The sequence below is a fragment of the Paenibacillus sp. DMB20 genome (genome assembly GCF_000987955.1).
In the GTDB taxonomy this organism is placed as follows: domain Bacteria; phylum Bacillota; class Bacilli; order Paenibacillales; family Paenibacillaceae; genus Paenibacillus_AQ.
This window is the reverse complement of the sequence record NZ_LAZU01000021.1, coordinates 357,122-376,016: the sequence shown is the minus strand read 5'-3', so window position 1 is coordinate 376,016 and position 18,895 is coordinate 357,122. Positions and strand designations below refer to the sequence as shown.

Genomic DNA, 18,895 nt, shown 5'->3' with positions numbered 1-18,895 from the left:
CCGTCTCCTGTTCCTGAATACGGAGTCTTGCCAGCAGAAAGCCCCCGAAAATCGATCTCATCGACCGAACCGGGGGCTGACCAAATAAGCCTACCGAAAGCTAAAAAAAGCGCACGGCAAACCTAAGTTTGATCTTCTCCCATCCGGACTATACCGTCGGCCTTGGAATTGCACCAAGTCAGTCGCCGTCTTGAGTTTCAAAACGGAGAGTCGCGGGCTGAGGAACGTTTCTACATATAACGAACCATCACCGCCGGTCAGGAATTTCACCTTACCCCGAAGATCCATATTCATTTAAAATTTTGTTAACCTTAATTGTCTTGAACTTATGATACTAAAAATGAATGCAACCCGCTGATACATAGATCACATTGAAATTATATCATGATTATTTTCGTGAAAAACAATTATATTGCAGAAAAATCATGATAATTTCAAATAAATAAATCATTACTGAGAATTATACAGCATATATCAATAAGTTACCACCCCTGAAAATTCGTTTTTTATTTATGGCTTATGGCCGATAGGTCCCTTTTAAATAAGAATAGGTTTTATCGTATACCTCCCGGGCGGCGGGAACCGGAGATTCGGCTGCCTGTTTCAGCGTTTTCACTTGTTGATAAAATGCTTTGAAAGAGCGCATATAACCATATTCGACCCCTTTGTTCAAATAGGCATAATACTTATCCCGCGCCTCGGAATTTTCCAAAACCGCATCATTCATTTCGATCTCGACACCCATTCCGTGATCATATGCCGCTCTCGCTATCGTATCCAGCCGATCTTCCGCCGTATTATGGAACATGTAGTTCGGCTGCATCAGCGCCGTATCAAATCCGTTGCGTTTCCAATCGTTCCAACCGCGGGCAAAGTAATATGGTATCCATTGGAATGCTGCTCCTTGCCTATGGACATAATCGGAAGTCCATTGGATAAGAAGGTCTTCGTTCACGCTCGTCTGGCGTGAAACAAATTCCGCATACCAATAAAAGGAGGCTAATTCAAGTTCCTTGTAATCCGCCTGCATCCAACGCTTATAAACCTCGTCCACATACCACTTGACCACTTTTTTTCGATTGGCCAGGACCTGTTCCTCGCCCACCTCTTGCACGTTCAAATTCTCGTTGATTCCGTCGCCGTCCACGTCACCAAAGTTTCCTTGATCCGTGCGGGGATAAGGGATGGTCACCACCACTTTGGCCTTGTAATTCCGCTCCTTCAGCTCGGCTTTTGTCTCGGTCACGGCGCGATTTAGCGCCCCCAGCTCGCGGTCCTCCCGGAACAGACGGTCCAGATGATGCTCCCAGTCGTTCATATCGGTCGGCAATGCCGTATTCGGCGCATAATGGGCTCCGTTCGGCAGCGGTCCGTAAGGCAGGAACAAAAAACCGTCAAACATGAAATCCTTCGCTTCATTGTTCCGATCCACATAAGCCACCAGCGATTTCAGGTCCTCCTTGGTATAAGAGATCCAATCGGCTGGCTGATACTGCCACTCTCCCGTGTATAACAGCACCTGGTTATTCATGTGTCCCGAAGCTTTGGAACCCTCTTTGGGATATCCGGTATCGTCCTTCGGGCCTTTGGGGGAAGGGCGCAGTTTTCGACCGGAAAGATCCTCGGAACCCAAAACCTCAATCTCGTCCATGAAAATCCAAGACGATACCGGAACTTCCAATCTCACATACCGGGACACCGTGTTTATATCCCCGATTCCGATTTTTTGGACAACCGGGCCTCGCTCAGTGGAAGGGACTTTGCTTATCCCCTCCTCCAGATGCTGCCACTTTGTTCCGTCATTCGACAACGAAAAAAACACTTTTTCCGGAAAAAAATGCCGTTGGCATTGTCCTGCAGCATATGAATGTATACTTCCTGAACCGTGGACTGCTTGCCAAGGTCTATCGTGATGATGCGGCTGCCCTGCCACAACCTCCCTATGTAAGCGCTGTCGGAAAAGACCGTTCCGCCATGCTTCCCGTCGGTCAACTGGAATCCCGTATCATCCGGATGCGACATTTCCGTTTTTCCGAACAGCGCATCAACGGTGTAAGGCGTCTCCAGCGTGTAACTTTTTCCTAGAGCAAGGTTGATCGCCGGTTTGTCTGCCCCGTTGTCAGCGTTCAAGGAACCTGGTCCGGCCATCATCATTGCAGCCGCAAACAGTATCGCCATCGTTTTCTTCATGATATTCCATCCCTTCAATCATAAATTCGGTCCGTCAGCGGACCGTTAATAAAGACCGCTCCCTCCTCTCCAAAACAATTTTCTCGGCTTGCAGCTTCCCGAACCTATGCACCTTTACCGTCGGCGGTTTCCCCGTAAGGCCAATCCTCAAGCACCATGCAGGCAATCGTTCCGGCAAAACCCGCAGCTTTGCGGAATGTGGTCGTCACGGGCGTCCGGTCCGGCTCCTCATGTCGTACTTTGGGTTTAAACATCTCCATGCCGCGCTCTTTCAAGTCCTCCGCGGCTTCGAAGAAACGCCGGCGTCCTTTTTCGCGGATTTCGGGAACCTCGGAGACACGCCACAACGCCATATAGAGCTCCCATCCCAAACTCCAATCCCGTGTCCACCATGGAGCCTCGGTCTCTTCGGAAGGGGGAGACGCCATCGCGTTCACCATCGTTTCCACTGCTTCCCGCGAGACGGCAGTCCATTCATCGCGCATTGAAGCAGGAAGCAGGGGAACCGCCGTACGTGCCAGCCCGACAATCGTCGCTTGATACAGCACGCTGTTTCCCATCTGAACCGAGCCGTCCAAACGTTCGATGTAAGGCCACCATCCGGGCGTATTTTTGCCGAATCTTTCGGTTAAATGAGCAAATACGTCCCTGACCTTTTCCAAATAAACAGGATCGCCGCTTAGTTCGTAAGCACGGCCGAATGTATGCGCAGCGTACATATCGCCGTTCAGCACATCAAAATCTTCCCCCGGCCGCTTCATGACCACGCCCGGATTGTGCCTGGATACTTGTGTCAGCAGATACTCGGCGGAATGAATCAGGCTCGCCTTTGCGTGAGAGCTGCCTGTTGCCTTGTGAACGTGATATAACGTGTCGGCTGCCGCACCGACTTCTGCAATATCAATGGGCGGCTCCTCGCCTTGCTTCACGTAATAGGGCTGCGTATAGCCGCCGCTCGGCAGTTGCCGGTTTCTGACGTCCTCTGCCAGATGCCGGGCTATTTCGTTTCCATCCCCGCCGTGAAGGAGATGGTCCAAAGCGTAAAATGCGGCAATTGCCGCGGTGGTGCAGCAGCTTGCGCGATCGCCGAGCTCATCGTCACATAGGTATACTTTGTTCGTCGTTTCATCGAGCCTCAGCAATCCGTCAAAATAAGGCTTGATCTGTTTCGTTATCCGAGAAGCAAGCTCCTTCATTCAAATCATCCCTTTCGAATCATACTTCTTTACTAGATGAAAAAGAGAATATTTCTATGCTCCCTCCCCTCTTTATCATGAATGGATTCTGAAATCATTCTACTCCATCGGAACCTAAAAAAACGGACTTATCGATTTAAAGACGATTTTTTCTCTTTCGAAAATCAAAAGCAGGCATGCAAACATGCCTGCTTTTGGAACAGCCTAAGTGGTTTGAAGATATTCATGCTGTAGAATGCCCATGTGGATAATGTCACCCCACGCGCCTTCCCTGTATATGGCTTGACGGGAGGCGCCTTCATGCTTAAACCCAATTTTTTCGTACATATGTACCGCTCTATGGTTAAAAGAGAATACCCTTAATGAAACCCGGTGCAGATTCAGCTCTAAAAAGGCATAGTCCAGGAGCAGGCGGAGCGCCTCGTTCCCGTAGCCTTTACCCCAGTAATCCTTCTCGCCGATATCGATAATGCATTCCGCATTGCGGTTTTTGTAATCCAACTGAATGAGCGAGACGATCCCGACCGGCTGATCGCTTTGCTTGTCCACGATGATGTAGCTTTTGGACGTTCCTGATCCCAGGATAACATGATTCACGAACTCATTCGTTTCCTCCTCGGTAAACAAATCGAGTGCGGGGCTGGTCGTTCTCATGACCCCAAGGTCATTTCTCCATCGGTTATACATCCCCGCATCCTCCGCCGTCATCTTGCGGAATTTGATTCTTGCCGATTCAAACAGCATCTTCTTCTCTCCCTTTTACAAAATAGACATTAATGTCGTTTTTATAAGTCCATTATAACCAACATCCATCCAGGGTTTCAACTGCAACGAGACCCGGACGGCTTCAGGATTGAACTTTTCGCGCCTCAAAAAGAAAACGGACTGCCCGGCTTAACGGACAATCCGCTTGTTTTACTTGTTCTCCCTTTAAAAGGTAAACCAGTTGATTTTGTAACGATGACTTCTCGTTAAACCTGCCTTTTCCGCTGTTTTTTGGGAGGCGATATTGCTTTCCATGCAATCCCACCAAGCGGTAATTCCATGATTATGGAAGTCGTTCAACAACAGCTTCACAAGCGAACTCGACAAGCCCAGGCGCCGATAGTCCTCCAACGTCTCGACGCCAATGGCTCGGGTCATGCCAAACTTCGCCGAGGATACCGCCAGACCCGCGATAGCGTTGCCGTCGGTTAAGGCGGCATAACCAAAGCCCTCATCCAAAAAGTTGCTCAAAGTTCCCCAATACTGTTCAACATACCGGATCAGGAAATCTCCATTTTCCACTCGATCCAGCTCCCATTCATGAAGCTGCCGCGCATCCAGCCGGACAGCCCTAAAGGGTTCGGGAACGGCCGGATTCCCATCGGCAGAATGCCGCCAAGCCGGCGGGTCAGACTTGTACACATACTGATAGCTTTCTTGGAGATCCCGGCTGCCGAGAACATCATAGAGAGCCGGAACCCATGCCTCACCCTCCGCCGAAAATTCGAAACAACGAATGCCTTTCTCTTTCAAGAATGGAATGATTCCCCCATCGATAAAACTTTCGAAACCGTCTTGGGGCGGCAGCGTCAACGGATTCCCCATAAAACAAAAACCCTCCAACCCGCCTGACCATACGAGAGCCCATGAGGGACGGGCAAGGTCGTTTACCCATACTTCGCCGGGTTGATGCCCGGTTACTACCCCTGCGAACATGACGTCGCTGTCTGCGCGAAGCAGCTGTTTTCCTAACCATTCATTACGTTCTTTTATATAAAACATAGCTTACACGTCCTTTATCACGAAGACCGTTTCATGCTGTGTTTTTCCTAATGCTACCGTCTGTGTTTATTTTTTTTAAAGCCGTTCTTTGGCAATCTTGGCCGCCGGTGAGGCGGGGCGTACTGGACCATGGAACGGAATACCGTTCCCCATTGCCGTTCGTTCAATGTACCTATCGGCGCATCCCTGTTAAGATTCAGCAAACCTGCCAGCCTGGTGATCTGCACCGGCGTAAAAATGTCTCCCAAAGCCGCGGAAAGCGGCATTTTGGGCTGACGCAAAGCCTGGGAGGCGAGAGCCGAAAATTTGGCATGCTCCGCCGGCGATATCTCCGGATTTTTCTTTTTGCGGATGATCATCACCGCCGAGTCGACTCGCGGCCGGGGAGAGAAATGCTCCGGCGAGACCGTCCGTACCACCTGAAAATCGAACCACATTCTCCATTTCAGGATTCGCGGGTCCGTCACCGGAACCGATGTAAACCGCCTTGCCGCTCCCTTCTCAATAATCAGGACAGCGCATTTTAACGGCACTCCCGGATGATGGAGGAGTTTTTCGAGAATGGGGGTGGTGATGGAAAAAGGAATATTCGAGACGACCGAGAACGGCACCTTGGGAAGATCGGTTTGCAAAATATCCGCCTGTTTCACCCGGACATTCGGTATATCCCTCATTTTCAGAGCAAGCTTTTCGGCATATACCGGATCGTTCTCGACGGCCAAAACCCTGCCGGCTTTTTCCGCCAAAGGCAGCGTGATGGCACCCTTGCCCGCCCCGATATCCATGACGGTATCCATGGGGGTTATATGTGCGAGCCGGATCATTTCATGGATCAGCGGCTTATGGAATAACAAATGCTGCGAAGAGAAGTTCGGCGATGGTTCCGACTTCCCGCGGCGATTTTTCTTATTTTTCAACACAAAAAGCACCTCATTCATTCGTATTTAAGAGAATGAAAAAGGTACAGCACAAATAACCCTTGGTCATTTTTTAAAAAATGAAAGGGATAAAAGTTCTGTACCTTACATTTGTCTTAAACGAATAAATGCGATGCAATGCATTCAGGCTGAGCCTCCAAACATCAAGAGTGAGGTAAAGACGGTTACAATACCCAGTATAACAAAAGCTTTCATGTATTAGTACCTGAATTTTACATTAGTTCGTCGTCCTTTACATAAAAGCTTCCTTTGTTCGATTGTGGAAAACCATCGGTCTACGGGTGGAGTTGCAACTTAAAGATAATTTTGGCCGCAACGCTGCCAGTGAGTGAATTAAAGCAAAAGCACCGTCTCCCCGTAACCTTGCGCTTCAGGAAGAGCGGTGCTTTCTTGTCTACTATCCAATCGGGCATCTGCCCGGGATGCCTTTATTTCTTCGATTCCAGCGTCTCCAGGTACTCGGAAATCTGGGCCGGCGTTTTGGCGAACTTGCTGTGAAGGTGGGCGAGCTTCTCGCCGTTCCGGTATACCAACAGGCTTGGGATCCCGCGCACTTCATTTTTGCTTGAGATCTCTTCGAGTTGCTCGACATCCAGGGCGTAAAATTCTTTATCCGGATGCTTTGCCATAATATCGGGCAGGAATTTGTCCAGCGTCTTGCAGTCCGGACACCAAGTGGCGTCGTATTTAATGACGGTCAGTCCGTCGCGGTTGATCAAATCCTCGTATTGTTTCACGGTTTGTATGCGTTCCATGTTCATTCGTTTCCCCCTTGTCCAGATGTCTCTTGGCGGCTTCCATAGCAGTCGAGTTCGAAGTGATGCAATGATATAAATCACACTCCAAACCGATCAACTGTTATTGTAGCCGTTTAAGCCCCGGTTTGCAAAGGGTACTCGCCTAGTGCATGTTCATGAACCAAAGACGGATACGGATTCACCTGTTCCCGTCAGGGATATATCTTTTCCCCGTTTTCCAGCATGCGGATAAATTCCTCCGCCTTTCTCTTGCGGGTCTCGGCCTTTTTCGCATTTTGTATCCGGAACGAGATCGCATATTGGTTTTGGCGATTCAAGGTCTCGTAGAATTCTTTGGCCCGCGGATGCTCTGCAAAGCCAGCCTCCAGTTCCTCCGGCAAGGCGGTTCGGCTTTGCGGTTCGTAAGCGGCTTCCCAGCGTCCGTTGTTCTTTGCCGTTTCGACGGCCAGAAGTCCAGGGGGCTTCATCCTCCCCTCCTCGGTCAACCGCTGTACCTTCTCCCGATTCACCTGGGACCAGATGCTGTTTTTTCGGCGAGGCCCGAATCGCTGGACCCAGCTTTTTTCATCCAAAGCTTCTTTGCGGCTGTCAATCCATCCGTAACAGAGGGCGCTGTCCAGCGCTTCGACATAACTGACGGAAATTAGACCGGAATTCTTCTTGGCTATTTGCAACCGAATCCCCGTGGATTGATCATGGTTCTGATCCAGCCAAGCTTCCCAATCCTGCTGATTCTCGCACAGTAGAAGCGGCCACTCTGCTCCTCCCGCGGCATTACTCATGCTGCAGCGCCTCCTTTTTCCACGCTCTTCCCCGTTTTTTCATGGTCCCTTTTCAGGGGTTCCTCCCGCGATTAAGCTCTCTTTCTGATCGGGATGTACAGATCCACTTTGGCTTTGCCTTCCTTGTCTTCCGCAGGGTTGTTCATGCAGAATTCAAGGCACGGCCGGTCGTCGGCATCATACCCGCTGCCCGGCAGCCATTGGCCGAACAAGCTTTGGTAGGCAATGGCTAATTTGTCGATCGTGTCATAGAACGGATACAAGGCGCACTCTCCTCCCGCCAACTCCTTGAACTGAATTTCTTCGGGGTGGCCCGTCTTTGGAAACCCTGTCGGGAGCGTAACACAAGCATCATAACGGCACTCCGGCTCCGGAACCGAGCCCGGGTCATCCAGGGAAATCCCGATAAAATATTGATTCATGGGTGACAAGCCCTGCTCGGCCGCCCAACTTCCCAAGGCGTTCCACGCCAGATGCGTGTCCAAATAACTTCCGACATGCCGCACATACGCAACCTCATAAACGGGAAGCTCCTTGATCGTTACATTCATATCCCATATCCTCCTAAAAAACGTATTGGTGTGTCCTTCTTTATCGTAATTCGGAGGCTGGAATAACTCTTCTTGCTTTTTGCTGAGCATCCCGAAAATATTGCTATTTTGGCTTTCGCTCTTTCGAATCTCGCTGGGAGTCTTGTTATAGAGCTTTTTAAAGGCCGAGTTAAAGGCGGAAGCCGATTCAAAACCGCACAGCTGCGAAATATCCAGAATGGTCCTGTCGGTTTCCTTCAGCAAAGATAAGGATTTGCGCAACCGAACCTGGTTGACATAAGCCATCGGAGATTCCCCTACAAGGGAAGAAAATATTCGGCTGAAATGATACTTTGAAAAATTGCAGCAATCCGCCAGCTTATCGAGGCTAAGGCTGCCTGAGCTGTTTTCCTCAATATACTCCATCACGGCCTTGATTCTTTCCGCATAGTCATGATTCATCAACGATTCGTCCCTTTAATGGTTTGTAGAAAATGATGTTTACATTATACTTCCATAAAGGGAGTTTATGGAACATCGCCGGCTATCATATGAGAAATATTTTACATACAGGAACATTTGTTCTGTTATATCATAGTACGTATATTATACATAAGGAGGTTCACGTAAAATGGTGAACAGAATTCCCACTCCCTTCAGTTACTCCCAAGCCGTAATCGCGGGCGACTACATTTTTCTCGGTCTGCAGCGCGGGTTTGGGGAAACGTTTACGGAGCAAATACACAGCGTTTTTTCCGGATTGAAGGACACGCTTCAGAAATGCGACGCTTCGTTGGAAGACATCGTAAAGGTGCATGTGCACCTTAAGTCTATCGGGGATTTGCCTGAGATGGAGAAGGTCTTTTTCGATTACTTTCCCGAAGATTCTTTTCCCGCCCGAATGACCACGACCACCGAATTTATCGATTCCGACTGCCTCCTGATGATCGACGGCATTGCCTACCGGCCAAAGCCATAATGCAATTCGTGCCCCAAGCTTAACAAAACAAAGGATAGAGCAGCGGAAACGATCCCGCCGTTCTATCCTTTTTATGCTGGGTACATTTAAACCTATCCCGCGCCTATAACTCATGATTTTCAGCATAGGACTCCGCCGCTGCCGCAAGGTAATAGGCCAAACCGGTCTGCTGATCCTCTAACATGCGAAGATGAAAATCATCGCCGAGGAAAAACCGCGTTTGCGCCGCAAAATCATCCGCGGAAAGCGTAAGCCCCTGTTTATTCATAAAGTCCAGATGGCTGCCGATCCGAGCATGGACCTCCCGGTCATTATGCTTTATCCCCGTTTTCAAAGCCTGGGCCATGCCCTTCATGAACTCCGCGGCTTCCGCGGCTTGTTCATTCAACTCCTGCACTTCGATAGGAGCCGAATCCAGCATGTCAAAACCGTACGACTCCTTCAGGTGTTGATTTTGTTCCTCCAGTGCGTTTCTCCATTCTTCCTCGCTCTCAAAACCCTTGAACATGTCCTGACTCTCCATCGTTTCCCCTCTCTCCAACCTGGATATGGATTGCCGCAAAGTTTGAATGATTCGTTCCAGCCGCTGCTGGCGAAGCAGAAGAAGCTTTTCCTGCCCGGAAAGAATCGCCAGCCGTTCGGGTTCCCCATCAAGCAGCTGCTGAACTCTCTTCAAAGGAAAATCCAGTTCCCGATAAAATAAAATTTCCTGCAGTCGCTCCAGCTCTTTCGTTCCGTAGAGCCGATACCCGGCTTCACTGACCTCGTACGGCAAAAGGAGGCCGATTTTATGATAATGATGCAGCGTCTTCACGGTCACGCCCGACAGCTTCGATATTTCTTTTACCGTATACGGCACGCGTTCCACTCCTTTCTGTACTTGAGTGTAATCACTTACCCAAGGGGAGGGTCAAGCGAAAATTAATTTCCGAAAAAACGTTTGACCCTTACCTTGCGGGAGGGCCTAAGATGAGGTCCGAAACATAAGGAGGGAAAGATGATGCCCAGTTCCATTCAACTGCTTCGAAATCGTTTTGAGCGGGCGATCCTGGTTTCCAATTGGTTCTCCCAGGCCGGGATTTGGGTCCGTAATTTCGCTGTTCTGCTGTACGTTATGGAAATGACAAAAGGAAATGCATTCGCCGTGTCCCTGATTTCCGTGGCCGAGTACGGACCTATTTTTGCGTTTTCGTTCATAGCCGGGGTTTTTGCCGACCGTTGGCGCCCTAAGCGAATCATTGTCTGGTGCGAATGCTTAAGCGCCCTTTCCGTGTTTATCGTCTTTCTTGTGCTGAAAACCGGATCATGGGAGGCTGTCTTTCTGGCAACCTTGTGTTCTTCCATTCTATCGCAATTTGCCCAACCGTCCGGCATGAAGCTGTTTAAATTCCATGTACGCGACGAAGAAGCGCCTATCGCCATGTCGATGCTGCAGACATTATTTTCCGTCTTTATGATATTGGGGCCTGTGCTGGGGACGTATATGTTTCAACAGCTGGGAATCGAGCAGGCGATGTTGGCAACGAGCTTATTTTTTTTGATATCCGCTCTTGCCATGCTGTTCGTGCCCCCTGATCCAATTTCCTCTTCAAACAAGTCCGGAACTGAGCCCACTCTGCTTCGGGAGATGGCAGACGGTATCCGGTACGTCCTGCGGAGCAGGAGTCTTATGTGGTTAAGCCTGTGTTTTATGTTCGTGGGATTAGGAGTGGGGTTGATCTCGCCTCTTGGCATTTTCCTCGTTACGGAACGGCTCGGCCTGACGGCGGATATTTTGCAGTGGATCACCATTCCGTACGGCTTGGGGGAGATGATTGGCGGAGTTGTCACATTTATGCTGGCCTCCAAAATCACGCCCGGAAGATTATTAATGACCGGCTTGGCCGTCAACGGGGTTGGTATCATTATATCGGGATTGTCGACAGCGTTATGGCTCACGATGATTTCGCAATTTTTGATCGCTTTATTTCAGCCGGCTATTTTTATCGGCAACCATACCTTGGTCATGCAGCAGACCGAACAAGCGTATATCGGCCGGGTCACCGGTATTCGCACGCCGCTGATGACCGGCTCCATGCTGATCATGATGAGTTTATCCGGCGTTCTGAAGAACCTCTTCTCCCTCACCTTCGTTTATGCAATGGCAGGATTATGTTTTTTGATCGGACTGCTTATGATCATTCCGCTTCTTGGAGAAAAAAAGATCATCAGCAAAATATAAGTTAAGTTTAGGACGGCTCCTACCACGCTATGAGCTGACGGTCACGAAGAATCCGCCGGTCCGGACCGACGAGCAAGTTGTCGAACGCATTAAAGAACCGGCAAATGCCCGTAACGTACCCGCTTGGGTCGCAGCCTTCAGGCAAGTGTAACGTAGAAATAGAATGAGCTGAATCAACAAAGACACCTTGAAGAGGTGTCTTTGTTGTACACTCTTTGTCTTGTTGTTTGTTTTATAGATCAGGCTTCCTGCGAGAACCAGATCGAACTTATCCTTTTCCATGCCAAGTTTGTGCACGACATCGGCGTCAAATGGGGCCTATTTGGAAGCTGCCACCGTGGATTCACGAACAATAAGCTCCGGGTCAATCCGTATGCTGGATCCGCGTTTCATCTTTCCGGAGATGCGCCTGAGCAGCATATCCGCTGCCGCCAGTGCAATCTTGTCCGCTGGCTGGCGTAAGGTCGTCAGATGCGGACGAAGCTGTGAAGCAATGTAGTGATCATCATAACCGACGACGGCTACCTGATCCGGAACACGAATCCCCTCTTCCCTGAGGGCGTTAATAACGCCGAGGGCGATGTTGTCATCACCGGCGAAAACGGCGGTGGGCAGATTTCCATCGCTCAGCCAACGTCTGCAGGCGTTGTAGCCGAAATCAATTTCAAAATCCCCTTGCACGATTTCGAACGGGGCGAGTCCTTTTTCCCGAAGCGCCTGTTCGAATCCGTTGCGTCGCTCCCGCGTACTGCGGAACATTTCATGACCGCACAGATGGGCGATCGAGGTATGTCCGAGTTCCAGAAGATGGCTGGCGGCTGCGTAGCCGCCCTTAAAGTTGTCAATCGTGATGGAGAAGTTATCGTTTTCCGGCTTCTGGTTATCGATCAGTGCATAAGGTATGCCCCGCCGCTTTAATTGCACAATATAATTGTCTTCTTCCATCGGAGAGAGCAGAATCAAGCCGTCTACCCGGTCCTCCTGAATCAAATAGTGGTTCTCATCGGATTCGATGCCTGTCGATATGGCTATGGCCAGAAAATATCCGTGCAGTGCAAGCACTTCATTCAGCTCTTTGACAACGGCGTCAAAAAAGGAGTCCTGAAGGGTCGTTACAACAAGCCCGATGATGCCGGTCTTTCCGCTTGCCAGGCTGCGTGCAGCCGCATTAGGGCGGTAATCCAGCTCCTTGATGGCGTCCAGCACCTTTTGGCGGTTTTTCTCCCGTACCGAACCGGCCCCGTTTATCACCCGCGATACCGTTACGACAGACAGCCCTGATTTTTTGGCTACATCAAAAATACTCACTTTCATATCCAGTACTCCTTGCGGCAGATTTTCCGAACCTGTTATCCATCTTTAGTATACAGGGTTGGCAAACTGTCCGCTAAACATAAGATTTAAAGCAGGCATACCGCCCTGTACGGACGGCATGCCATGGATTAACGTTTGATGATTTCAGTGATTTTCTTCTGAATCGTCGGCATAACCTCTGCCACGGTCTTATGTCCTGTCTCGATCGGCTGCATTTCATTAATGAACATGTCATTAATTTGCGAGTAGTGGGTGATCAAGTGGTTGTAGGATTCAAAGCCGTATTTGACAGCGCCCTCGTAGACCTTTTTCACATCCGCCGGGTCGATGCCGTCAAAATGTTTATAGTAGGCTTCCGCAGCATCCGTGTTGACTGGCGGGTTACCGCCGCTCAACTCAATAGATTTCTCCTGAACTTCGGCTGTCACGAGGAATTTAATCCATTCAAAGGCTTCCTTCGGATGCTTCGAATCTTTCAGGATCAGCAGCGGGTCAACGTACAGCGTACTGCGCACCTTATCATTACCGCCCGCCGGGACAGCGGCAACGCCAACTTTGAACGGGAAGTCATTGGCGCCTGCAAGGCTCCATGATCCGCTGATGGACATGCCGATTTTGCCTGCTACGAACGGGTCACCGTTCTGGCCGGCTACGCTCTTGCTCCATTCGGTTGTTGGAGACACCTTTTCTTTAAAGATTAGGCCAAACAGTTTGTCATAAGCCGCAATCACTTCGGGAGAGTCAAAATGTGTCGACGAAGGAATGCCGCCGTTGGTCCAAGTATCCTTGGAATAGGGCTCAGCACCAAAATATAGCGGCCGCATATCCCGTTCCGACCAAGTGAAGTCCACGCCGTATTGTGCTTTGGCAATATCGTCCGTAGCCACAGTCAATTTTTTGGCTTCTTCGACCATTTTGTCGAACGTCCAGCTCTTGTCTTCGTAATCGCTTGGCGGGTAAGGAAGTTTCGCTGCATCAAACATGTCTTTGTTATAAAGCATGATGGTGACGTACATGTTCACCGGAATGCCGTAAGTGCGATCCTTGACGTTGTAGATCTTCATCAGGTTCTCTGGAATTTTGTAATCTTCCGCTTTGAATCCGTCTTCCTTGATCATGTCGGTCATATCCAACAGCATGCCTTTGTTGTAATATTCCGCAAACCCGCCATAACCGTAGTGGCTGGTTACATCCGGCGATTTGCCCCCGGCAATGAGCGTCTGCAGCTTGCTGTCAAACTGTTCATAAGGCGCCTTCTCGATTTTAACTTTGATGTTCGGGTGCTTTTTTTCAAAGTCCGGGACCAATTTCTCAACAAAAGTCCGGTCTTCCGAATCGATGGTGTAATGCGTGATCGTCACTTGGTCATCTTTGCCGCCGGAATTCGCAGAACCGTTGTTTGAGCCGGGTACGACATCTCCCGCCGATTTGCCGCCGCTGCAGCCTGACAATGCCAGAACAACGAGCATCGTTGTCGCGAGCAGAGTCATAAACGTTTTCCTGTTCTTTTTCATTAGCTAAACCCCTCCATGTTTCAAGTTTATTCGTCCACCGGCATGCCGGCGGGTTATTACTTGATGCCTGTGAGTACAATTCCTTCCACAAACTGTTTCTGGGCTACAGCGAACAAAGCAACGATTGGAAGCATTGCCAGCACGGAGGCTACCATCAGAAGATGCCACGGCGGAATACGGAACCGCGATGAGGTGAGGGAAGACATTCCGAGCGGAAGCGTAAATTTATCCGATGAACTTAAATAGAGCACCGGGGTAAGCAGGTCATTCCAACTATAAATGAAAGCGAAAATAGCAACTGTAGCCAGCGCAGGCGCAGAGAGAGGGAGAGCAATCTTGCGCCACATCCGCAGCTCGCCGCAGCCGTCAATGCGGCCCGCATCAAACATTTCTTCGGGCAGCGTGGTGAAGAATTGACGGAGCAGAAAGATATTGTAGGCAGAGCCGAAGAACGCAGGCACAATCAACGGTAGGAAGGTGTCAATCCAGTTCAATTTGGAAAAGAGAATAAACTGCGGAATCATGATCGCCGGATACGGCAGCATCATTGTGCTCAACAGCAGCATGAACCAAAGTTGATTGCCTTTGCCTCTGTATCTGGCGAATCCATAAGCGACCAGCGCCGAGGACAACAGGGTGCCGATGACAGTGAGAATGGCGATAATCAGACTGTTTTTATACAAGGTTCCAAACTGCAGCGTGTCAAAAATCTCCGTATAGTTGCTCCACTCCCAGCTTTCCGGCAAAAATGTGGGAGGAAACTTCAGCATTTCCCGCTTGGATTTCAGCGAGGTGGAGACCATGAAGAACAAAGGCAGCAGCATCAGGAATGTCGTAACTACCAAAGTGATAAAGCTAACGATCTTAACCGGGTCTGCCTTCCGACGTGGTCTTGAACCCGAAGTACGGGGGCTGATGCCTGGAACGGCGCTCATTTGCGTATGCCTCCTTCGTAGTGAACATAACGATTGGACAGTTTCATAATAAGTGCCGTGCACAGCATAACGACGATCAGCAGCACCCAGGCCAAGGCCGAGGAGTAACCGGCGCGGTATTCTTTGAAGGCGCTGGTGTAGAGATTATAGACGTAGAACCAGGTAGAGTAATTCGGACCGCCTTGGGTCATAACAAAAGCCTGGGTAAAGACCTGGAAGGAGTCGATCAAGCCCATAATCAACTGGAATAACAGTACGGGAGAAATCATGGGTAATGTAATGTTCCAAAAAATTCTGAAACGTCCCGCCCCGTCAAGCTTCGCTGCTTCGATGAGACTTGAAGGCACCCCTTGTAAACCCGCAAGGAACAGAATCATGCCTGACCCGGCTGTCCAGAAGGACATGATAATCAGGGCGTAGAGCGCGGTATCCGGGTTCATCAGCCAGGCCGGCCCACGGATGCCGAACCAGGAAAGGATGTAATTGAACAGTCCGATCTGCGGATTGAAGATCCAATACCATAGCAGGGACATGGCCACGCCGGATACCATACTAGGAAAATACATCGCTGTTCTGAAAAAACCACGGAGTGGAATCGTCTGGTTAAGCAGCAGGGCAAAACCGAGTGCGAGCACCATTTGGATAGGTACGCCAATGAGTGTATATCTCAGTGTGACCGTCACCGATTTCCAAAACAGTTCATCGTGGAACATCTCGGTGTAGTTGGCAAGTCCGATAAACTTGGGCGGGTGGATAATGTCATAATCCGTAAAGCTGAAGTAAAGCGACGACAAGATAGGGTACAGGGCAAAGATGAAGAATCCGATAAGCCAAGGAGAGATGAACAGGTACATGTAGAACGTCTGCCGCCGGCTCTCACGATTGATCACGGACACACCAACCTTTCTCTCTTAAAGTTTAAGCGCTTTAACTTTTATCCATGAAAAAAGCTATTAAAATAATATTTTTAATAGATTGTAATTCACGAAAGTTAAAGTGCTTTAACTCTTGAATCACTTCGATGACATTATCTTAGAGGAACGAAGCAAAATAATCAACACTTATTTTTAAAAAATAAAGCGCTACCAGTGATATAAAATGACATAAAAACCGATAATAACTCAAATTTATGGCTCGAAGAGCAAAACTAAACAAGTCATATGTCACATAATGTATCATGCGTTCAGGAAGTATAGGAACGGGGAGTCGAAATTTCCAGGTTGCGAAAAAACGTAAACCTCCTAATTCTTTCGTTGTTTCAGCGACAAGCAACCTTCTCTCGTATCTTGCATTAATGTATATTGCGACAATTTGATTGTTTACGGACAGGACTATTCATTTGATTATTTTTACCTAACTTATATAATATTGGTACATGCTAAAAGGAGGAATATCAAATGGGGAAAATGGACGGAAAAGTAGCGATTGTTACGGGAGCTGCCATGGGCAATGGACAAGGCATCGCAAAAATCCTGGCTAAACATGGAGCCGTAACGGTCTTGGCTGATATTTCTGACCAGGTATTTGAAACAGCGGAACATATGAAAAAGGACGGCCTGAACGTACACGCGGTTCAAATGGATGTGACCCGTCACGAAAGCATCCGTCAGGCGATTGAGGACGTGATCGGAAAGTTTGCCAAAATCGATGCTCTCGTAAATAATGCCGGTGTCGTGCGCCTTGCTAATTTTCTTGACATGACCGACGAGATCCGGGATTTTCAATTTAAAGTTAACATTGAAGGCGTATGGAACGTAACCAGAGCCGTTCTTCCCTATATGAAAGAGAAAAAATACGGCCGGATCGTAAACCTGTCGTCCGTGACGGGCACGATGGTTGCCGACGAGGGGGAAACCGCCTATGCCACAACCAAAGCCGCCATTTTGGGCTTTACCAAGGCACTCGCCCGGGAGACTGCTCCACATCATATCACCGTGAACGCTATCCTGCCGGGTTATATTTTAACCCCAATGGCGGAGCAAATCGCCCGCGAGTCCAACCCTTCCAATCCGCAGCAGGTCATTGACGGCATTGCGGGAGGCGTTCCGCTTGGCCGTCTCGGAAAAATCGAAGAAGTCGGAGAGTTGGCCGCATTTTTGGCATCCGATGAATCCAGTTACATTACCGGAACGCAAATCGTAATCGATGGAGGCAGCACGCTGCCTGAAACCGTATCGGTTGGCGTATGACATAAAGGGAGGCTTCCCGTCGAAATGGAAGCCTCCCTTTTCTATCTTGAAAATGATAGAGCCGTACTCCGGTATGGAGTACGGCCATTTGGATTATTCTGTGGGAATGCCCTTCTCGATCCGTTCCTCAACCGTCATGTTCTGAATTTCCTCCATGCTGTAGAAAACTTCATCATTTGCGGTTTCAACGGAGTTATCGGAAGTATCCGGCAGAGGCAGCAAATCGGTCTCTTCGGTAGTAAATGAATCCGCGGTTAAGCCGTAACTAGGGAAGAAATTCGATATCGGATTGACAGGAGTGGAAGAGTTGTCGATTTGGCAGGCACCCGAACATTTTCTTGTCTCAAAGTGAAGATGGACGCCGTCGGAATCACCGGTATTCCCCATGTACCCGACGGTGGTTCCCTTCGTTACCTTTTGATTGAGCGATACGGAAGGCTCTTTATTCATATGAGCGTATCTGGATTGATAGTTTGTACCATTGATTGAATGATGAATATAAACGACCCAACCATAGCTTGTAGACCAGCCCGATCTTGACACGGTGCCATCATAGAAGGCAACGATCCGATCGCCGGCTACGCCGGCAGTCTTGGCCCCGATATCGATTCCTTTGTGCGAGCTGCTAAATTTCTGTGTAACTCTGCTTGAATCAGGCACGGGCCAGGTGTAAGTACTGTTTGCGGAAGCAACTGCGGAGAGTGAGGTAAAACATAAAACAAGCACCGATAACAACGTTACCAATCTTCTTTTCATCATTCCATCATCTCCTTTTTATAGTAAATACACTATTATAATATCATATTTTTCATATTTGTAAATATATGTTTTAATTGGCAAACTATTTTTTAATAGAATATTCTTCATAAACGGAATATCATGGCAGGCAGAACAACGTTTGAATCAAAGATGGATTCATATAAATAGAATAAAAGTCTATGAAATATGATTTGAGGAACCAAGTTGACCAGCTTATGGCATGAAAACAAAATGTTGACGACTGAACGGAAGCCTTGTAAAATCACAATGTAGATAACTTAACATTTAAGGAGTTTGAAATGAGTGAAGATCTGTTAATCCGATACATCCAAGAAATCAACAAAGCGGAGTATGAATGCAATGTGATGCTGACTCTGGAGTACGAATCCTTAATGGATGAGAATATAACCGATAAACAGCTCATCCTGTTGGGGCTCGTCCATGAATCCGGTCGGCTTACCGCGAGCGAGATCGCCGACAAGCTGGGCGTTACGCCGAGCGCCGTGAGCCAACTTCTCGGCAAACTTGAAAACGCCGGTTATATCAAGCGGTCGATCAATCCAAGCAATCGGCGAGAGATCGTTATTGAATTGGACGAAAACGGTCATCGATACATGGAACGGAACCGCCAGGTCGAATTGTCCATCATAGAGCGATACTATTCGAAGCTGGGAATGGAAGATATCAAGGACTTGAGAAGGATTACGTTAAAGTTGAAAAAAATCATAACCGAGGAGCAGTCGAAAGAGAAGGAAACCTAATTTTTTTTATTCAACAGTTAAGGTTAATTAACTATTACGAAAACTTAACTTTTTAATTTTCC

Annotated in this window: 19 protein-coding genes and 1 riboswitch; of the genes, 4 read left to right on the top strand and 15 right to left on the bottom strand. The window is 48.7% G+C overall.

Annotated features, from left to right (window positions below; all coding sequences use genetic code 11):
* Positions 1 to 127: 127 nt before the first annotated feature.
* Positions 128 to 288: riboswitch (FMN riboswitch) on the bottom strand.
* 229 nt (positions 289 to 517) lie between these two features.
* The 9 genes from XI25_RS08950 to XI25_RS32045 form a co-directional block, all read right to left on the bottom strand.
* A complete protein-coding gene (locus XI25_RS08950; protein ID WP_052759533.1) occupies positions 518 to 1,699 on the bottom strand; it encodes a DUF4855 domain-containing protein in 1,182 nt (393 codons plus the stop codon).
* 65 nt (positions 1,700 to 1,764) lie between these two features.
* Positions 1,765 to 2,190 carry a hypothetical protein gene (locus tag XI25_RS32870; protein ID WP_052759532.1) on the bottom strand — a complete coding sequence of 142 codons (426 nt, stop codon included), beginning with the start codon at positions 2,188 to 2,190 and terminating at the stop codon, positions 1,765 to 1,767.
* Positions 2,191 to 2,294: 104 nt separating this feature from the next.
* Complete coding sequence (locus XI25_RS08945) at positions 2,295 to 3,386, bottom strand: hypothetical protein (RefSeq protein WP_046678255.1); 1,092 nt, start codon at positions 3,384 to 3,386, stop codon at positions 2,295 to 2,297.
* A 204-nt stretch (positions 3,387 to 3,590) separates the two neighbouring features.
* A complete protein-coding gene (locus tag XI25_RS08940) occupies positions 3,591 to 4,130 on the bottom strand; it encodes a GNAT family N-acetyltransferase (RefSeq protein ID WP_046678254.1) in 540 nt (179 codons plus the stop codon).
* A 186-nt stretch (positions 4,131 to 4,316) separates the two neighbouring features.
* A complete protein-coding gene (locus XI25_RS08935) occupies positions 4,317 to 5,153 on the bottom strand; it encodes a GNAT family N-acetyltransferase (protein WP_046678253.1) in 837 nt (278 codons plus the stop codon).
* 53 nt (positions 5,154 to 5,206) lie between these two features.
* Positions 5,207 to 6,073, bottom strand: a complete 867-nt coding sequence (gene erm / locus XI25_RS08930) for a 23S ribosomal RNA methyltransferase Erm (protein WP_235439767.1) — start codon at positions 6,071 to 6,073, stop codon at positions 5,207 to 5,209.
* Between the two features lie 446 nt (positions 6,074 to 6,519).
* A complete protein-coding gene (locus XI25_RS08925) occupies positions 6,520 to 6,846 on the bottom strand; it encodes a thioredoxin family protein (protein ID WP_046678429.1) in 327 nt (108 codons plus the stop codon).
* A 194-nt stretch (positions 6,847 to 7,040) separates the two neighbouring features.
* Positions 7,041 to 7,631, bottom strand: coding sequence for a YdeI/OmpD-associated family protein (locus tag XI25_RS08920; RefSeq protein ID WP_046678251.1), 591 nt, complete (start codon positions 7,629 to 7,631; stop codon positions 7,041 to 7,043).
* 71 nt (positions 7,632 to 7,702) lie between these two features.
* Complete coding sequence (locus tag XI25_RS32045) at positions 7,703 to 8,623, bottom strand: AraC family transcriptional regulator (protein ID WP_082112289.1); 921 nt, start codon at positions 8,621 to 8,623, stop codon at positions 7,703 to 7,705.
* 169 nt (positions 8,624 to 8,792) lie between these two features.
* Here XI25_RS32045 and XI25_RS08910 point away from each other — a divergent pair, with 169 nt between their 5' ends.
* Complete coding sequence (locus tag XI25_RS08910) at positions 8,793 to 9,140, top strand: RidA family protein (protein ID WP_046678250.1); 348 nt, start codon at positions 8,793 to 8,795, stop codon at positions 9,138 to 9,140.
* Positions 9,141 to 9,243: 103 nt separating this feature from the next.
* Here XI25_RS08910 and XI25_RS08905 read toward each other — a convergent pair whose 3' ends face one another.
* Positions 9,244 to 9,999, bottom strand: coding sequence for a MerR family transcriptional regulator (locus XI25_RS08905; protein ID WP_046678249.1), 756 nt, complete (start codon positions 9,997 to 9,999; stop codon positions 9,244 to 9,246).
* A 141-nt stretch (positions 10,000 to 10,140) separates the two neighbouring features.
* Here XI25_RS08905 and XI25_RS08900 point away from each other — a divergent pair, with 141 nt between their 5' ends.
* A complete protein-coding gene (locus tag XI25_RS08900) occupies positions 10,141 to 11,361 on the top strand; it encodes an MFS transporter (RefSeq protein WP_046678248.1) in 1,221 nt (406 codons plus the stop codon).
* A gap of 318 nt (positions 11,362 to 11,679) precedes the next feature.
* Here the strand turns inward: XI25_RS08900 and XI25_RS08895 are convergent, their stop codons facing one another.
* The 4 genes from XI25_RS08895 to XI25_RS08880 all read right to left on the bottom strand — a co-directional run bounded on the left by XI25_RS08895 (position 11,680) and on the right by XI25_RS08880 (position 15,978).
* Positions 11,680 to 12,675 carry a LacI family DNA-binding transcriptional regulator gene (locus tag XI25_RS08895; protein ID WP_046678247.1) on the bottom strand — a complete coding sequence of 332 codons (996 nt, stop codon included), beginning with the start codon at positions 12,673 to 12,675 and terminating at the stop codon, positions 11,680 to 11,682.
* Between the two features lie 128 nt (positions 12,676 to 12,803).
* Positions 12,804 to 14,189 (bottom strand): ABC transporter substrate-binding protein, encoded by a 1,386-nt coding sequence (locus XI25_RS08890; protein WP_046678246.1) that lies wholly within the window; start codon positions 14,187 to 14,189, stop codon positions 12,804 to 12,806.
* A 56-nt stretch (positions 14,190 to 14,245) separates the two neighbouring features.
* Complete coding sequence (locus tag XI25_RS08885) at positions 14,246 to 15,124, bottom strand: carbohydrate ABC transporter permease (RefSeq protein ID WP_046678245.1); 879 nt, start codon at positions 15,122 to 15,124, stop codon at positions 14,246 to 14,248.
* Positions 15,121 to 15,978, bottom strand: a complete 858-nt coding sequence (locus XI25_RS08880; protein WP_046678427.1) for a carbohydrate ABC transporter permease — start codon at positions 15,976 to 15,978, stop codon at positions 15,121 to 15,123. Before XI25_RS08880 ends, XI25_RS08885 begins: the two co-directional genes overlap by 4 nt.
* A 543-nt stretch (positions 15,979 to 16,521) precedes the next feature.
* Here XI25_RS08880 and ucpA point away from each other — a divergent pair.
* Positions 16,522 to 17,313 carry an SDR family oxidoreductase UcpA gene (ucpA, locus tag XI25_RS08875; protein ID WP_046678244.1) on the top strand — a complete coding sequence of 264 codons (792 nt, stop codon included), beginning with the start codon at positions 16,522 to 16,524 and terminating at the stop codon, positions 17,311 to 17,313.
* Between the two features lie 93 nt (positions 17,314 to 17,406).
* On the opposite strand, the gene XI25_RS08870 is transcribed toward ucpA, so the two are convergent.
* Entirely contained in the window at positions 17,407 to 18,072 is a 666-nt protein-coding gene (locus tag XI25_RS08870) for a M23 family metallopeptidase (protein WP_046678243.1), read from the bottom strand.
* A 299-nt stretch (positions 18,073 to 18,371) separates the two neighbouring features.
* On the opposite strand from XI25_RS08870, the gene XI25_RS08865 reads away from it, so the two are divergent.
* On the top strand, positions 18,372 to 18,833 hold the full coding sequence (locus tag XI25_RS08865; protein WP_046678242.1) for a MarR family winged helix-turn-helix transcriptional regulator: 462 nt from the start codon (positions 18,372 to 18,374) through the stop codon (positions 18,831 to 18,833).
* The last annotated feature ends 62 nt before the right edge of the window (positions 18,834 to 18,895 follow it).

Bases quoted from the DNA above. Each gene is read 5' to 3' on its own strand.
- XI25_RS32045 (WP_082112289.1), bottom strand. From the start codon at position 8,623: ATGAATCATGACTATGCGGAAAGAATCAAGGCCGTGATGGAGTATATT.
- XI25_RS08885 (WP_046678245.1), bottom strand. From the start codon at position 15,124: ATGAGCGCCGTTCCAGGCATCAGCCCCCGTACTTCGGGTTCAAGACCA.
- XI25_RS32870 (WP_052759532.1), bottom strand. From the start codon at position 2,190: ATGAAGAAAACGATGGCGATACTGTTTGCGGCTGCAATGATGATGGCC.
- XI25_RS08900 (WP_046678248.1), top strand. From the start codon at position 10,141: ATGCCCAGTTCCATTCAACTGCTTCGAAATCGTTTTGAGCGGGCGATC.
- XI25_RS08935 (WP_046678253.1), bottom strand. From the start codon at position 5,153: ATGTTTTATATAAAAGAACGTAATGAATGGTTAGGAAAACAGCTGCTT.
- XI25_RS08890 (WP_046678246.1), bottom strand. From the start codon at position 14,189: ATGAAAAAGAACAGGAAAACGTTTATGACTCTGCTCGCGACAACGATG.
- XI25_RS08910 (WP_046678250.1), top strand. From the start codon at position 8,793: ATGGTGAACAGAATTCCCACTCCCTTCAGTTACTCCCAAGCCGTAATC.
- XI25_RS08880 (WP_046678427.1), bottom strand. From the start codon at position 15,978: ATGTACCTGTTCATCTCTCCTTGGCTTATCGGATTCTTCATCTTTGCC.
- XI25_RS08895 (WP_046678247.1), bottom strand. From the start codon at position 12,675: ATGAAAGTGAGTATTTTTGATGTAGCCAAAAAATCAGGGCTGTCTGTC.
- XI25_RS08925 (WP_046678429.1), bottom strand. From the start codon at position 6,846: ATGGAACGCATACAAACCGTGAAACAATACGAGGATTTGATCAACCGC.
- XI25_RS08945 (WP_046678255.1), bottom strand. From the start codon at position 3,386: ATGAAGGAGCTTGCTTCTCGGATAACGAAACAGATCAAGCCTTATTTT.
- ucpA (WP_046678244.1), top strand. From the start codon at position 16,522: ATGGGGAAAATGGACGGAAAAGTAGCGATTGTTACGGGAGCTGCCATG.
- XI25_RS08865 (WP_046678242.1), top strand. From the start codon at position 18,372: ATGAGTGAAGATCTGTTAATCCGATACATCCAAGAAATCAACAAAGCG.
- XI25_RS08870 (WP_046678243.1), bottom strand. From the start codon at position 18,072: ATGATGAAAAGAAGATTGGTAACGTTGTTATCGGTGCTTGTTTTATGT.
- XI25_RS08940 (WP_046678254.1), bottom strand. From the start codon at position 4,130: ATGCTGTTTGAATCGGCAAGAATCAAATTCCGCAAGATGACGGCGGAG.
- XI25_RS08920 (WP_046678251.1), bottom strand. From the start codon at position 7,631: ATGAGTAATGCCGCGGGAGGAGCAGAGTGGCCGCTTCTACTGTGCGAG.